This is a genomic window from Streptomyces sp. NPDC031100, from assembly GCF_055570785.1.
Map to the genome: position 1 here is coordinate 89,951 of NZ_JBVIGN010000019.1, position 13,392 is coordinate 103,342.

Sequence of the window (13,392 nt, forward strand, 5' to 3'; positions counted from 1 at the left end):
CGTCAGCGGCAACACAACAGCACGTCGAGGTAGGGCTGTTGGGCTCTGTTCACGGAATGCGGCAGCACTTGTTCGCGACTTCGGCAGGCATCGCTACCTCGCCTGGAATCGAACAGAGCACGACATCGGGAAGCACCCCGCGGCGGCGCAGTGTGGCAGGAGGAGGTCAGTGGCGGGTGGCGGCGATGGTGATGCCGAGGCCGATGAGGGCGACACCGCCCGCGCCGCCGATCGCCGAGAGGCGACGGTCCGAGCCGGCGAGCCAAGTGCGGGCGGCGGAGGCGCCCAGGCCCCACAGGGTGTCGCAGAACAGGCCGATAGCGGCTGGGACGAGGCCGAGGATCATCATCTGAAGTGGGATGCGGCCGACGTCCTGGTTCACGAACTGGGGCAGGACCGCGGCGAAGAAGACGAGGCCCTTCGGATTGGTGACGCCGACAAGGAGACCGTCCACGATCGTGCGCAGGTCGCTGCGCTTTGCGTCCGCCGTGATCGCCATGTCCGCGCGCAGGCGGGCGCGGTGGCGGAACGCCTGCACACCGAGGTAGATCAGGTAGGCGGCGCCGGCGAGCTTCACTGCTGTGAGGACCGTGGCCGAGTTCTGCACCAGGGTGCCCAGGCCCAAGGCCACGGCCAGCACGAGGGCGTAGCAGCCCAGGAGGTTGCCCAGGACGGTGGCGAGAGCGGTACGGCGGCCGTGGGCGAGAGCGCGCCCCACCACGAAAAGGACGCTGGGGCCGGGAATGGCGATCACGACGAGCGACATCGCCGCGAAGGCCAGAAGGTTCGAGGTGGGCACCATGGGCCGGTTGCTTCCTTGGGTTCGTGCGCGGTGCCGGTTCGGCACGGTGCTGGTGCTGCGCGGTGGTTGCGTTGTCGGGCCGTACCGTTCGCGGGCTCGGGTGCTATCGGTGCAGGTGCGTGACGTGGGCGCGGGGTAGACGTGGGCGCGGGGTAGTCGGGCCAGGACCGCGGGGTGTACTCGGAGGGTGCGGTCGGCGGATCCGGCGCCGCAGTAGACCGGCTGGTCGGACTCGGCGACCGCCGTGTCGATCAGGCACGGCACACCGGGGCGGTGGCTGATCGGCGGGACGCCTCCGGGGGCCAGCCCCTCCTGGCTGAGCAAGTCTTTGCTGGCGGTGCGCAGCCGGGAACGGCTGGTGCCGGCGGCGCCGGCGAGGTCGGCGACGGTGTGCGCGGGGGCGTGCTCGTTGGATGGCGTACGCGCTGCCGTCCGCGTCCAGTACGGCCTGCCACGGCGCGCACCGTCGATGGTCGGGGGGTGCGACGTGTGGTCGGTGTCCATAGAGGGCTCCTGGGGTTGCTTCCAGGAGCCTGGACGACCCGGCAAGATCCGATCAACTGATTGTGAAATCATGCAATCGTGATATCGATGCGCTTCACCGAGACGGCCGCTGAGGATCTCGCGTTCTCCGTCTCCCCGCTGCTCGAAGCGGTCCATTCCTGGCACGTGCTCACCGACCCCGGACACCATGCCCTGCACGTGCCCTGGGTACGCCGCTGCCGCCGGCTCCCCGCGGCGCTGCGCCGGCAGATGCGCGAGCACGGCTTCGTGGTGGCCGACTACATCCCGGCCTTCTTCGAATGCCGGGCGGACGATCACGAGGTCGAGTTCGGCGACCAGCTCTCGGCAGTACGCGCGCTGCCGGCCGAGCAGCTCGCCGCCGAGCTCGCCCAGACCCTCGTCGACACCACCCGCTACGACGGCCGCGACCTGGTCGAGGACACCACCACCCGGGATGCAGCCCTCGCCGAACTGCAGCAGACCGACCCCGGCCGGGCCGCACGGCTGGCCGACGTCCTCACCGACCCCCTGCCGATCCTGGAGGGCGCGCTCACCGCGCTGGAGGACTACTGGAGCGTCGCCTTCGCCCAGGAATGGCAGCACGTCGAACCCACCCTGTACGAGGCCATCGCCAGTGCGGGACAGCGGATCGCCCACCAGGGCGTCTTCCCGATGCTGCGCACCCTGGTGCCGCAGATCCGCATCGACCCCGCACAGCGGACGCTGCCTGGACCGCCCGCACGACCACGACATCGCTGTCACCCCCACCCGCCCGGTGACGTTCACCGCCAGCCACTACGTGTGGCCCCACGTCCGCATCACCTGCGACGCGCCTTGGCCGCTTCGGATCACCTACCCGGCACTGCCCCTCACCCCGGCCTCGGCCCCACGCCCCGCGAGCCAGGAGGAACTCCTCTCCGTGCTACGGGCCCTGGCGGCCGCACCCCGTCTGCAGATCGCCGCCTGTCTTGCCGCCCAGAGCCGCAGCACCCAGGAACTCGCCACCCTCCTCGGCCTGTCGCAATCCGTCGTCTCCCGCCACCTCCAGCAGATGACCCAGGCGGGACTGACTACCACACGCCGTGACGGCTATTACGTCCTCTACTCCCTGGACCCGACCCGCCTCAACCAGACCGCCGCGGCCATCACCGGCCTCACCACACCTCACGACTGACCCAGCCACCCGGGCACGTGGAGCATCGACTGCATCAGGCACCGCGTCGGACCGACACCCACAGCCGCCTTCCCCGCGCAGCCTGCCTGGAAGTCCTCGCGCTCTTGGGAGACATCTACTTGAACGGGGGTCCTGCTTCGAGCTTCGGTCAGGAACAGGCCGACGCCTTCACCCGTCTAGCCCCTCTCGTGCGCGCCGAAGACGGGTGCCTCCAGTACGACCTTCACCGCACCGACGACCGCGACCGGTTCGTGCTGCTGGAGCAGTGGGCCTCTCAGGAAGCCCTCGCTGCCCACGACAACGCTCCTCACATGGTCGAGGCGGACGCGGCCAACAAGGCCTTCCGGGCGGGCCCGGCCGACGTGATCCGGCTGAGCGCCGACCCCGTCGTCTGACAACAACGCGAAAGCCCCGCTGCACCCTGAGGCAGGGATCAGCAGGACTTTCGGGTCATCAGGACAGCAGACAGCGAGCGTCGCAATGCCCTACGTCCCCGCCAATACGGATTGGGCATGCTGCGCAGCGCCCTGTCCGCCGCCGTCCGCGCTCTGCACGAGCCGGCCGGAGCGATGGAGGTACTGGGCGGCCTGCACGCCCGCTCGGTCGAAGGAGCCCTGGCCACCACCGCGGTCAAAGCCGTCATCGACACCCACCGCCAGCACATCACCCACAGCAGCGCCGGTCACTCCCCACTCGTCCTCCTTCTGGACGAGAATAGGAGGGAGGAGCCCAGTGATGGCACGGATGTTCGTCGACGGTGATGACGTGATCGTGCACCTGTCGTGGCCGGAGAAGGTGGCCGCGCGCCGCGGTGATGTGCGCATGCCGCTGACGGCGGTGCGCCGGGTGACGGTCGAACCCGACTGGTGGCGCGCCCTGCGCGGAGTCCCGCGACGCGGCCTCTGGATTCCCGGCGCCCGCTGCATCGGCACGCGCGGCCACCACGCCGGCGTGGACTTCGTGGTCGTACGGCCCGGCAGACCCGTCGTGTGCGTGGAGCTCCGGCCGTCCGCTTCTTTCCGCCTCCTTGCCGTCTCTGTGGCAACCCGTGCGCAGGCCGAGACCACGGCTCGGTCGCTCGCCCGGAGCGCACCGAGGCTCGACACGTCCACGCCTTGTCGACAGCCGCTTCCGGTACCCGAAGAGAACTCTGCGTCCTGACCGCTGTCCGGCCGAGCCTCAACCGCGGCTGCCACCCACCAGATGCAGGCACCGCTTGCCCTCCTGATCCCCATCTGGACCAAGATCTGCTGGTCACCGTCATTGCATTGGCCCTGTCGCGCACACTGCGTAACCGCGCATCGGGACCGTTCGAGCCACAGCTCGGCTCGGTCAGTGGATGCCAAGCGGGAAGCTGCAGCGCACATGACCTTCGCTGCCGCAAGGTCGATACTGATGAGCAAGGCCTACCAGTCGCCCCGAACCGCCAGGCTCAACACATGGCCGCACCCGGCCTGAACAGGAAAAACGTAGGCCAGGGACTCACCTACCAAGCTTCCCAGGAGATAGGCATGAAGATGCTGATCAATGTCCCGGAGACCGTCGTGGCGGATGGGCTGCGGGGTTTGGCGGCCGCGCATCCGGACCTGGCCGTGGACGTGGAGAACCGGGTGGTCGTCCGGCGGGACGCTCCCGTGGCCGGGCAGGTCGCGCTCGTCTCGGGTGGCGGGTCGGGGCACGAGCCGCTGCACGGCGGATTCGTAGGGCCGGGCATGCTCTCGGCGGCCTGCCCCGGAGAGGTGTTCACCTCGCCGGTGCCGGACCAGATGGCGCGGGCCGCAGCCGCCGTCGACAGCGGGGCGGGCGTGCTGTTCGTCGTGAAGAACTACACCGGTGACGTGCTCAACTTCGACATGGCGGCCGAACTCGCCGAGGACGAGGGCATCCAGGTCGCGAAGGTGCTGGTCAACGACGACGTGGCGGTCACCGACAGCCTGTACACGGCCGGCCGGCGCGGCACCGGCGCGACCCTGTTCGTGGAGAAGATCGCGGGGGCCGCCGCGGCCGAGGGGCAGCCGCTGGAGCGCGTCGAGTCCGTCGGGCGCCAGGTGAACGAGAACAGCCGCAGCTTCGGTTTCGCGCTGAGCTCCGTCACCACCCCGGCCAAGGGCACGCCGACCTTCGATCTGCCCTCCGGCGAGCTGGAGTTGGGCATCGGCATCCACGGCGAGCCGGGCCGGGAGCGGCGGGCGATGATGACTTCCGGGGAGATCGCCGACTTCGCGGTGCACGCCCTCCTGGAGGACATGCCCCCGCGCAACCCCGTGCTGGTCCTGGTCAACGGCATGGGCGGCACTCCGCTGCTGGAGCTGTACGGCTTCAACGCCGAGGTGCAGCGGGTGCTCTCCGAGCGGGGCGTGGTGGTGGCCCGCACGCTCGTCGGCAACTACGTCACCTCCCTCGACATGGCGGGCGCCTCGGTCACCCTGTGCCAGGCCGACGAGGAACTGCTGCGGCTGTGGGACGCGCCGGTGAAGACCCCGGCGCTGCGCTGGGGGATGTGATACGGCGGACGAAGCGGGCAACACCCCTACCACGCAAGGAGATCCAGTGCTCGACGCCGATTTCTTCCGCCGTTGGATGACGGCGACCGCCGCGTCGGTGGACCGTGAGGCGGCTCGGCTCACCGACCTCGACGCGGCCATCGGGGACGCCGACCACGGCGGCAACATGCAGCGCGGGTTCACCGCGGTCGTGGCGAGTCTGAAGGAGGAGGCGCCGGAGACACCGGGCGCGGTGCTGGTCCTGGCCGGGCGGCGGCTGATCTCGACGGTCGGCGGGGCGGCCGGGCCGCTGTACGGCACGCTGCTGCGCCGGGCCGGCAAGGCGCTCGGGGACGCCGCCGAGGTCAGCGAGGAGCAGCTGGCCGAGGCGCTGCGGGCGGGCGTGGACGGGGTGATGCAGCTCGGCGGCGCGGCCCCCGGCGACAAGACCATGATCGACGCCCTGGTCCCTGCCCTGGACGCGCTCGGCGACGGCTTCGACGCGGCGCGGTCGGCCGCGGAGGAGGGCGCTGCGGCCACCATTCCGCTGCAGGCGCGCAAGGGCCGGGCCAGCTATCTCGGCGAGCGCAGCATCGGTCACCAGGATCCGGGCGCGACGTCCTCGGCCCTGCTGATCGCGGGACTTGCAGAAGCGGCTTCGGGAGCCTGAGGTGAGTGACCAGAAGCTGGTCGGGATCGTGCTGGTGTCGCACAGCGCGGAGGTCGCGTCCTCCGTGGCCGAACTGGCGAAGGGACTGGCGGGCGGGGCCACCGCGGTGCCGGTCGCTGCGGCGGGCGGCACCGAGGGCGGTGGGCTCGGCACCAGCGCCGAGCTGATCTCCGCGGCGGCGGCCGCGGTGGACCGGGGAGTCGGGGTGGCCGTGCTCACCGACCTCGGCAGTGCGGTGCTCACGGTGAAGGCGCTGCTCGCCGAGGGGGATGAACTCCCGGACGGCGCACGGCTGGTGGACGCGCCGTTCGTCGAGGGTGCGGTCGCCGCGGTCGTGACAGCGGCCACGGGAGCCGGCCTGGACGCGGTGGAGGCGGCGGCCGCGGAGGCGTACAGCTACCGCAAGGTGTGACCGGGCGTTCCAGGGGGCTCCGCCCCCTGGACCCCTTCATGTGCCACTCGGTACGCGGAAATTACGCCTCTCACCGTGCCCGTACGAAGTGCCGGGCCAGCCGCTCGCCCGCCGCCACCGCCGCCTGGTGGTCCTCGATCGGGTTGGCCCGCGCGTCCCTGAAGACGATGTAGGTGACGCCGGAGGGGGCGCCGCCGCCGCGCGGGTCGGGGCGGATGCCGAGGCCTTTGGCGGTGGCGTAGGAGGCCTCGCCGATGAGGTCGCGGGGTCCGGTGTCGCCGACGACCGCGTACTGCACCCGGTCCCGGTAGACGACGATCGCCACGGAGCCGCCACGGATGCCGTACGCCCGGTGATCCCAGTTGGCGCTCGGAGCCGGGACCACGATGTAGGGCAGGGACTCGGCCTTCAGGTGGGCGCCGTCGGCCTGTTGGAAGGCGGTGGCGGGGGTGAAGACGGGGTCGGTGCGGCGGTTGCAGCGCGCGGTGGGCTGTCCGTCGCAGTCGATGTCCAGGTCGGCCTTCCAGAACACCGCCCCACGGGTGCCGCAGACGGGCACGGCCGCCGGGGCGCCCTCGTCGGTGCGGTACCGACGCTTGGAGACCTGGGTGCACGTGCGCACCCGGTCCAGCAGTTCGGCGGCGGTCACGGCTCCCTCGCCGCGGGCCGCAGGAGTGTGCTCGTGGGGGAAGGCGGTGGCGGGAAGCGTCGTCGGGGCGAGCAGGGCGGCGCCGGCCGCGGCCAGCGTCAGCGACTGGACACGCACTCTGGGGGACCCTCTCCTTGGGGACATTCCGGACACCTTGCCCAATGTGGTGCCGGTCTGCGAGCACGGCCACTCCGATGGGGCCGGATGGAGCACGCACCTGACGCCCTGTGAGAGAGCAACAGGGGCCGGGGGCCTGAGCCGACGTCGGTCCAAGCCCCCGGCCGCCCGGGTTCGGCGCGGGTCCGGCGACGACAGCGTTTCCGCGCCACAGGCATGAACTTCCGTGCCTTCTGGGGGAGTTCAGCCCTCGGGAGTCCTCAGCATACGTAACTCCCGCGCATGGTTCACCAACACGGGCCCCTTGCTACGACCGCACCGGCCCGGGCATATTGGTCCGGACCTTTGCCGTGATGCCGTCCCGTGGGAGGCAGAGCCGTGCGACGCGTTCCCCTCCGGCCCGTGCTGGCCTGCGGAGCCCTGGCGCTGGTCGCGTCCTGCGGCTGGAGCGGAGCGGCCGACGACGAAGGCAGGGCGCCCGGCGCTCCGACGGGCGTCACCGCCGCGGCGGGAAGCGCCACCAGCGTGCACGTCATGTGGAACGAGGTGCCGGACGGTCCCGGGATCCGCACCTACGAGGTGTATCGCGGCTCCACGAAAGTCGTGGAAGTACCGGGCTCGCAGCACATGGTGGACGTCACCAGGCTCAGGCCGTCCACCCTGTATGCCTTCACCGTGCGGGCCCGGGACAAGGACGGCCGCCTCGGGCCGCCGAGCCGCGAGGTGCGGGCCAGGACGCCCGCCGTGGTGGCGGCGGACCGCTCGGCCCCGACCCGCCCGCTGCGGCCGACCGGGCGGACGGTGGGCAGCCGGGCGGTCCAGCTGTCCTGGGCCGCCCCCCGGGACGACCGGGGTGTGGTGTCGTACGACGTGTACCAGGGCGGTGCGAAGATCCACAGCGTCGGCGGGAACCAGACCGCGACCGTGGTCACCGGACTGCACCCCGGTTCCCGGTACGTCTTCACCGTGCGGGCGCGGGACGCGGCCGGCAACCTCTCGCCCGCGAGCGCGCCGGTCCGGATCACCACGCCCGGCACCGACGACGGCCGGGACACCGCGCCGACCGGCTTCACCGCCACGACCCACCGGTCCGCCGGGGCGTACTACGTCGATCTGTCCTGGGACCCGCCGCGCATGGACGGGGTGATCACCGAGTACCAGATCCGGCTCGACGGCTCGACGGCCACCTCCCTGGTGTGGGGCGGCGACCCGCCGCGCGGCCGGTCGCACTACAGCTTCTACATCGGCCGGGACGCGGGGGCCGAGCACCGGGTACGGCTGCGGACGCGCCTGCCGGACGGCACCTGGGGCGGCTTCTCGGCGGAGCGGACGGTGACCACGGGTGCGGCGGGCGGCTGACGCTCAGGAGTCCGGTGGGGCGTCGACGGCGGGACGGAATGCCGCCGGCCGGCGGCATTCCGTCACCCGACCGGGCGCGTTCCGGGTGCGGTGCGGCGCGGCGCCACGTTTGCTGCCGTTGAGGCAGCACGGACGTTTCCCCACCCTCGGCGGCGCATCGGACGTACCGCCGACCGTGCCGCCGGAGGCCAGCCCATGCGAAACTCCAGACTTCTTCTCCGCTCCGGCCTGACCCTGGCGGCCGCCGCCGCGCTCCCGACCGCACTCGCCGGGGCATCGGCCGCGGTCTCGGGAATCTCGGTGAGCACCACCGGGTCCACGGTCTCGGTCGTCACCAGCGCCTGCACCCAGAACAACGGGAGCTGGGGCAACGCCTCGCTCCTCAGCAGAGGCCAGGCGAACTTCGCCCAGGGTCGGCAGGTGGCCCTGTCGGGCACGACGGTCAGCCAGTCCGCGGCCTGGTCGGGCGTGAGCCCGGGGACCTACACGGTCGTCGTGGTCTGCTCCAACGGCGTGACCGCGGGCTCCCAGTCCGTCATCGTCTCCTCCCCCAGCGCCCCCACGACGTCGTCGACGTCCAAGGCGGCGCCGTCGCGGGGCGTGATGGGCGGGATGGGCGGCACGGCGCGCGACTACGGCGCGCTCACCCTGGGCGTCGGAGCGGCCCTGGTGACCACCGGCGTCGTCGCCACGGCCTGGTTCCTGCGCCGCCGCTCGAAGCCGTACCGCCTCTGAGCCGGCACCGCCCGGCGTCACGCCACCCGTACGCCGTCGTCAGCCGGACGACCCTTCGTCCGGCTGGTCCGGTCCCTGTGCGGAGGTGTCGCCGGGCAGGTCGGCCAACTCCTTCAGGGCGTGGGTGAGCCACTGGGTCCAGAAGGTCTCCAGGTCGATGCCCGCCCGCAGGACCAGATGGCGCAGCCGGTCCTGCGGGGCGGCCCGGTCCGGCGGGAAGTCGCGCCGCTCGATCTCCTCGTACTCGGCCAACTGCCGCTGGTGCAGGTCGAGATGGCGGCGCAGGTCGGCCTCGAGGCCGGCCGTGCCCACCACCGCGGCGGCACGCAGCCGCAGCAGCAGGACATCGCGCTGCGGCTTGGGGTCCTGGGCGGCGGCGGTCCAGCGGGCCAGCTCGGCGCGGCCCGCGGGCAGAACCTCGTAACTCTTCTTCTGCCCACGGGCCGGCTGCTCGGCCGGCAGGGTGCGGATGTAGCCCTCGGCCTCCAGCTTCCCCAGCTCGCGGTAGATCTGCTGGTGCGTCGCGGACCAGAAGTAGCCGATCGACTTGTCGAACCGGCGGGTCAGTTCCAGACCCGACGACGGCTTCTCCAGCAGGGCGGTGAGGATGGCGTGCGGGAGTGACATGGCCTCATCCTAGGGACGCGCCCACGGCCCCTACAGGGCCGCCGCCAGTTCGGTGCCCTGCTTGATGGCCCGCTTGGCGTCCAGTTCCGCCGCGACGTCGGCGCCGCCGATCAGGTGGGCGCTGCGCCCGGCGGCGACCAGCTCCTCGTACAGGTCGCGGCGCGGCTCCTGGCCGGTGCACAGTACGACGGTGTCGACCTCCAGGACCGTGCTCTCGTCACCAACGGTGATGTGCAGCCCGGCGTCGTCGATCCGGTCGTAGCGCACGCCCGGGACCATGGTCACGCCGCGGTGCTTCAGCTCGGTGCGGTGGATCCAGCCGGTGGTCTTGCCGAGTCCGGCGCCGACCTTGGTGGTCTTGCGCTGGAGCAGGTGGACCGTGCGCGGCGGGGCCGGCCGCTGCGGGGCGGCGAGGCCGCCGGGTGCCGCGTAGTCCATGTCGACGCCCCAGTTCCGGAAGTACGTCTGCGGGTCCTCGCTCGCCTTGTCGCCGCCGTCGGTGAGGTACTCGGCGACGTCGAAGCCGATGCCGCCGGCGCCGAGGACGGCGACGCGGTCGCCGACGGGGGCGCCGTCGCGCAGGACGTCGAGGTAGCCGAGCACGCGCGGGTGGTCGACGCCGGGGATGTCCGGGGTGCGCGGGCTGACGCCGGTGGCGACGACGACCTCGTCGTAGTCGGTCAGGTCCTCGGTCGTGACCCAGGTGTCGAGGCGTACGTCCACGCCGTGCGCGTCGAGCTGGTGGCGGAAGTAGCGCAGCGTCTCGTCGAACTCCTGCTTGCCGGGGACCTTGCGGGCCACGTTCAGCTGGCCGCCGATCTCGCTCGCGGCGTCGAAGAGCACTACGTCATGGCCGCGTTCGGCGGCGCTCACCGCGCAGGCGAGGCCCGCCGGCCCGGCGCCCACGACGGCGACGCGCTTCTTCAGCCGCGTCGGGGAGAGCACCAGTTCCGTCTCGTGGCAAGCACGCGGGTTGACCAGACAGGAGGTGATCTGGCCGCTGAAGGTGTGGTCCAGGCAGGCCTGGTTGCAGCCGATGCAGGTGTTGATGGCCTCCGGCTTCCCGGCGGCGGCCTTGTTGACGAACTCGGGGTCGGCGAGCATCGGGCGGGCCATGGAGACCATGTCGGCGTGGCCCCCGGCGAGCAACTGCTCGGCGATTTCGGGGGTGTTGATGCGGTTGGTGGTCACCAGCGGGACGGACACCTCGCCCATGAGCTTCTTGGTGACCCAGGTGTAGGCGCCGCGCGGCACGGAGGTCGCGATGGTCGGGATGCGCGCCTCGTGCCAGCCGATGCCGGTGTTGATGATCGTCGCCCCGGCGGCCTCGACGGCCTTGGCGAGGGTGACGACCTCCTCCAGGGAGGAGCCGCCCGGGACCAGGTCCAGCATGGAGAGCCGGTAGACGATGATGAAGTCCTCGCCGACGGCCTCGCGCACCCGCCGGACGATCTCGACCGGGAAGCGCATCCGGTTCTCGTACGAGCCGCCCCAGCGGTCCTCGCGCCGGTTGGTCTGGGCGGCGATGAACTCGTTGATGAGGTAGCCCTCGGAGCCCATGATCTCGACGCCGTCGTAGCCGGCCTGCCGGGCGAGGCGCGCGGCGCGGGCGTAGTCGTCGATGGTCCGCTCGACGTCGGCGTCGGTGAGTGCGCGGGGCACGAAGGGGCTGATCGGGGCCTGCAGCGCGCTCGGGGCGACCAGGTCCTGGTGGTAGGCGTACCGGCCGAAGTGCAGGATCTGCATCGCGATCCGGCCGCCCTCGCGGTGCACGGCCTCGGTGATCTCCCGGTGCTGCTCGGCCTCCGCCTCGGTGGTGAGCTTGGCGCCGCCCTCGTACGGCCGCCCCTCCTCGTTGGGCGCGATGCCGCCGGTGACGATGAGCCCGACTCCCCCGCGCGCCCGGGCCGCGTAGAACGCCGCCATCCGCTCGAAGCCTCGCTCGGCCTCCTCCAGACCGACGTGCATGGAGCCCATGAGCACGCGGTTGGGCAGTGTGGTGAATCCCAGGTCGAGCGGGGACATCAGGTGCGGGTAACGGCTCATCGGGCCCTCCGTGCGCGGTGTCGTCGCCTCTGTTGTAGAGGACCCCGACCCCGTTGTGCAACTAGTTGCATAAACGCACGGAGGTGAACCCGATCACTCTGTACCTACTGGTACGTCACCGGCTTTCGAGCAGGACGTGCAGTTCTCTCTCCTGGTCGCCCGAGGCCGAGGACAGGTCGCGCACGGCGAACAGGGAGTTCAGCGTCGTGTGGAGCTGGTTGATCGCCCAGTAGCTGCCCTGGGCGTCGGCCTCGACGGTGGACGAGAGCCGGGCGGGTGGCCTGCAGGTGTGGGCGTCGGTGACTTCGAACGTGCCGAGCCACACCATGGGCCGCGTCTCGTGGATCTGCTGCGGCACGTCCTCGGCGGACCGGTCGGACTCGAAGCACTCGCACAGCGCGTCGAACACGATCCGGGCGTCCTCCTTGCTGCATCCGCTGATCTCGAGGGAGACGGACTCCTCGTGCAGTCGCTCACGGTCCATCGCGATCGCTCCTCTCGTGGCGGTGGCGCGAGCCCGCGGGTTCCCCGCGAACCGCGCCACCTCCCCAGAAAACCACCACTTTCCGGGAATGCACCACCGGTCGCCGCGCCGCAGGCGGCGGCAGCTCAGCCGCGCGCGAACTTGTACGTCTTGCTGTCCGTGAGCACGCAGAAGCCCGGCGAGACGACGATCACGCGCAGGATCCCGGTCCGGCGGTCGTAGTCGACGCCCTCCGTCTCGAAGGTGCCCGAGCAGGAGCTGCGCAGCGGCAGCTGACGCAGGGCCGTGACGTGGCCGGAGACGTCCCCCGAGCCGCCGGGCGCCGCCGACAGGTCGATCTGGAGCAGCGGCTTGGTCATGCCGAAGAGGGAGCCCTCCGGGTCGTCCGAGGAGCACAGCAGGGTCGTCGGGCCGGAGAAGTCGCAGCCCTGGACGTCGCGCACGGCGTGGTCGAGGTTGACCTGGGAGGCCTGCGGGAGGTCGGCCGAGGGCGAGGTGCTCGGGTTGACGCCGGGGGTCGGGAAGACAAGCAGCCGGTTCATGGTGCCCCACTCGCCCGCCAGCATCCACTGGCCGTCCGGGGAGATCGCGTCCCAGGAGCTGTTCAGGGCCTCGCCGGGACTCAGCGTGTGCACGTACTCCGCCCAGGCGCCGCCCGGCGCCTGCACGCGGAACATCTTCGAGTTGCCGGAGTCCTGCTGGTAGGGCTCGATGTAGTAGCCGTTGTACGAGGCGTCGGGATCGCCGACGTGGTTCCAGCCGCGGCTGGAGACGCCGAAGGGGATGGTGCCGATGCCGGTGTACCGGTTCGGGCTGTTCGCCGGGACCTCCACCGAGGCCAGCCCCTGGCTCTCGGTCAGCGGGTCGGCACGGTCGGAGCCGGTCTCGGTCCAGGTGTCGGCGGCGGAGGCCGGAGCGGGTGCGGCGAGGGACACGACAGCGGCGGTGGCCAGGGTGACGAGACCGGCGAGGATGATGTGACAACGTTGCCGGACGGACGGGGACGCGGGCATGGCCGACTCCTCGAACGGGGGTGGGGGCACTCGGTCGGCGGACAGTCTGGCCGTGTCGCGTGGTCATGTACAGACCAATAGGGCAACATGAGCGTGAACTCTCCCGGCCCCGGGTACGGCCCCGCGCGCTCGGGCGTGGCCTGTCACCGGCGGACGGCGGCCGTCCCGCAGGTGCCGGCGCCCCGGTGACTTGGGCAGACGTCCGCCGCTGTGTTGAGAGATGGTGGAGATAGTCGTCGACGGCGTCGGAGAGACGGGCGTGAGCGCGGTAGAACATGGGGACGGCACGGCGACGACGTGCCGTGCGGACGGGTGAA

At 71.5% G+C, this 13,392-nt stretch carries 15 protein-coding genes and 2 pseudogenes; 10 read left to right on the top strand and 7 right to left on the bottom strand.

Translation table 11 applies throughout. The annotated features are described in order from the left end of the window. Positions 1-166 precede the first annotated feature (166 nt). Complete coding sequence (locus ACZ5DS_RS38650; RefSeq protein ID WP_468248330.1) at positions 167-802, bottom strand: LysE family translocator; 636 nt, start codon at positions 800-802, stop codon at positions 167-169. Between the two features lie 165 nt (positions 803-967). Then, positions 968-1,495: pseudogene (locus tag ACZ5DS_RS38655) on the bottom strand (YbaK/EbsC family protein); the annotation flags it as partial. Here ACZ5DS_RS38655 and ACZ5DS_RS38660 point away from each other — a divergent pair. From ACZ5DS_RS38660 to ACZ5DS_RS38695, 8 genes and pseudogenes are all read left to right on the top strand, one after another. Continuing rightward, positions 1,394-1,966: pseudogene (locus ACZ5DS_RS38660) on the top strand (DUF5937 family protein); the annotation flags it as partial. The pseudogenes ACZ5DS_RS38655 and ACZ5DS_RS38660 sit on opposite strands and share 102 nt — an antisense overlap. A gap of 115 nt (positions 1,967-2,081) precedes the next feature. Then, positions 2,082-2,480: an ArsR/SmtB family transcription factor gene (locus ACZ5DS_RS38665; RefSeq protein WP_468248174.1), complete on the top strand. Its 399-nt coding sequence runs from the start codon at positions 2,082-2,084 to the stop codon at positions 2,478-2,480. A 17-nt stretch (positions 2,481-2,497) separates the two neighbouring features. After that, positions 2,498-2,875 (top strand): putative quinol monooxygenase, encoded by a 378-nt coding sequence (locus ACZ5DS_RS38670; protein WP_468248176.1) that lies wholly within the window; start codon positions 2,498-2,500, stop codon positions 2,873-2,875. 117 nt (positions 2,876-2,992) lie between these two features. Further along, positions 2,993-3,241, top strand: coding sequence for a SpoIIE family protein phosphatase (locus ACZ5DS_RS38675; protein ID WP_468248177.1), 249 nt, complete (start codon positions 2,993-2,995; stop codon positions 3,239-3,241). Continuing rightward, positions 3,216-3,641, top strand: coding sequence for a hypothetical protein (locus ACZ5DS_RS38680; protein WP_468248180.1), 426 nt, complete (start codon positions 3,216-3,218; stop codon positions 3,639-3,641). Before ACZ5DS_RS38675 ends, ACZ5DS_RS38680 begins: the two co-directional genes overlap by 26 nt. Before the next feature lie 350 nt (positions 3,642-3,991). Then, entirely contained in the window at positions 3,992-4,984 is a 993-nt protein-coding gene (gene dhaK, locus ACZ5DS_RS38685) for a dihydroxyacetone kinase subunit DhaK (RefSeq protein WP_468248182.1), read from the top strand. Between the two features lie 46 nt (positions 4,985-5,030). Further along, positions 5,031-5,633, top strand: a complete 603-nt coding sequence (gene dhaL, locus ACZ5DS_RS38690) for a dihydroxyacetone kinase subunit DhaL (RefSeq protein WP_468248184.1) — start codon at positions 5,031-5,033, stop codon at positions 5,631-5,633. Between the two features lies 1 nt (position 5,634). Next, entirely contained in the window at positions 5,635-6,045 is a 411-nt protein-coding gene (locus ACZ5DS_RS38695) for a PTS-dependent dihydroxyacetone kinase phosphotransferase subunit DhaM (protein ID WP_468248187.1), read from the top strand. A gap of 70 nt (positions 6,046-6,115) precedes the next feature. Here the strand turns inward: ACZ5DS_RS38695 and ACZ5DS_RS38700 are convergent, their stop codons facing one another. Next, positions 6,116-6,811 (bottom strand): glycoside hydrolase family 75 protein, encoded by a 696-nt coding sequence (locus tag ACZ5DS_RS38700; protein ID WP_468248189.1) that lies wholly within the window; start codon positions 6,809-6,811, stop codon positions 6,116-6,118. A gap of 378 nt (positions 6,812-7,189) precedes the next feature. Here ACZ5DS_RS38700 and ACZ5DS_RS38705 point away from each other — a divergent pair, with 378 nt between their 5' ends. Together ACZ5DS_RS38705 and ACZ5DS_RS38710 are read left to right on the top strand one after the other, a co-directional pair. Continuing rightward, positions 7,190-8,170: a fibronectin type III domain-containing protein gene (locus tag ACZ5DS_RS38705; RefSeq protein ID WP_468248191.1), complete on the top strand. Its 981-nt coding sequence runs from the start codon at positions 7,190-7,192 to the stop codon at positions 8,168-8,170. A gap of 195 nt (positions 8,171-8,365) precedes the next feature. Beyond that, positions 8,366-8,905 carry a hypothetical protein gene (locus ACZ5DS_RS38710; RefSeq protein WP_468248194.1) on the top strand — a complete coding sequence of 180 codons (540 nt, stop codon included), beginning with the start codon at positions 8,366-8,368 and terminating at the stop codon, positions 8,903-8,905. Positions 8,906-8,944: 39 nt separating this feature from the next. Here the strand turns inward: ACZ5DS_RS38710 and ACZ5DS_RS38715 are convergent, their stop codons facing one another. From ACZ5DS_RS38715 to ACZ5DS_RS38730, 4 genes are all read right to left on the bottom strand, one after another. After that, positions 8,945-9,532 (bottom strand): PadR family transcriptional regulator, encoded by a 588-nt coding sequence (locus ACZ5DS_RS38715; RefSeq protein ID WP_468248196.1) that lies wholly within the window; start codon positions 9,530-9,532, stop codon positions 8,945-8,947. A gap of 30 nt (positions 9,533-9,562) precedes the next feature. Then, positions 9,563-11,578 carry an FAD-dependent oxidoreductase gene (locus tag ACZ5DS_RS38720; protein WP_468248199.1) on the bottom strand — a complete coding sequence of 672 codons (2,016 nt, stop codon included), beginning with the start codon at positions 11,576-11,578 and terminating at the stop codon, positions 9,563-9,565. 115 nt (positions 11,579-11,693) lie between these two features. After that, positions 11,694-12,062 (bottom strand): hypothetical protein, encoded by a 369-nt coding sequence (locus tag ACZ5DS_RS38725; protein WP_468248201.1) that lies wholly within the window; start codon positions 12,060-12,062, stop codon positions 11,694-11,696. A gap of 125 nt (positions 12,063-12,187) precedes the next feature. Further along, the gene (locus ACZ5DS_RS38730; RefSeq protein WP_468248203.1) at positions 12,188-13,075 is read right to left on the bottom strand and encodes a hypothetical protein; all 888 of its coding nucleotides are present in this window, start codon (positions 13,073-13,075) and stop codon (positions 12,188-12,190) included. Positions 13,076-13,392 lie beyond the last annotated feature (317 nt).

What these genes read in the sequence shown, in the direction of transcription:
- ACZ5DS_RS38650 (WP_468248330.1), bottom strand. Translation starts at nt 802, where the DNA reads ATGGTGCCCACCTCGAACCTTCTGGCCTTCGCGGCGATGTCGCTCGTC.
- ACZ5DS_RS38675 (WP_468248177.1), top strand. Translation starts at nt 2,993, where the DNA reads ATGCTGCGCAGCGCCCTGTCCGCCGCCGTCCGCGCTCTGCACGAGCCG.
- ACZ5DS_RS38680 (WP_468248180.1), top strand. Translation starts at nt 3,216, where the DNA reads ATGGCACGGATGTTCGTCGACGGTGATGACGTGATCGTGCACCTGTCG.
- dhaK (WP_468248182.1), top strand. Translation starts at nt 3,992, where the DNA reads ATGAAGATGCTGATCAATGTCCCGGAGACCGTCGTGGCGGATGGGCTG.
- ACZ5DS_RS38710 (WP_468248194.1), top strand. Translation starts at nt 8,366, where the DNA reads ATGCGAAACTCCAGACTTCTTCTCCGCTCCGGCCTGACCCTGGCGGCC.
- ACZ5DS_RS38715 (WP_468248196.1), bottom strand. Translation starts at nt 9,532, where the DNA reads ATGTCACTCCCGCACGCCATCCTCACCGCCCTGCTGGAGAAGCCGTCG.
- ACZ5DS_RS38720 (WP_468248199.1), bottom strand. Translation starts at nt 11,578, where the DNA reads ATGAGCCGTTACCCGCACCTGATGTCCCCGCTCGACCTGGGATTCACC.
- ACZ5DS_RS38725 (WP_468248201.1), bottom strand. Translation starts at nt 12,062, where the DNA reads ATGGACCGTGAGCGACTGCACGAGGAGTCCGTCTCCCTCGAGATCAGC.
- ACZ5DS_RS38730 (WP_468248203.1), bottom strand. Translation starts at nt 13,075, where the DNA reads ATGCCCGCGTCCCCGTCCGTCCGGCAACGTTGTCACATCATCCTCGCC.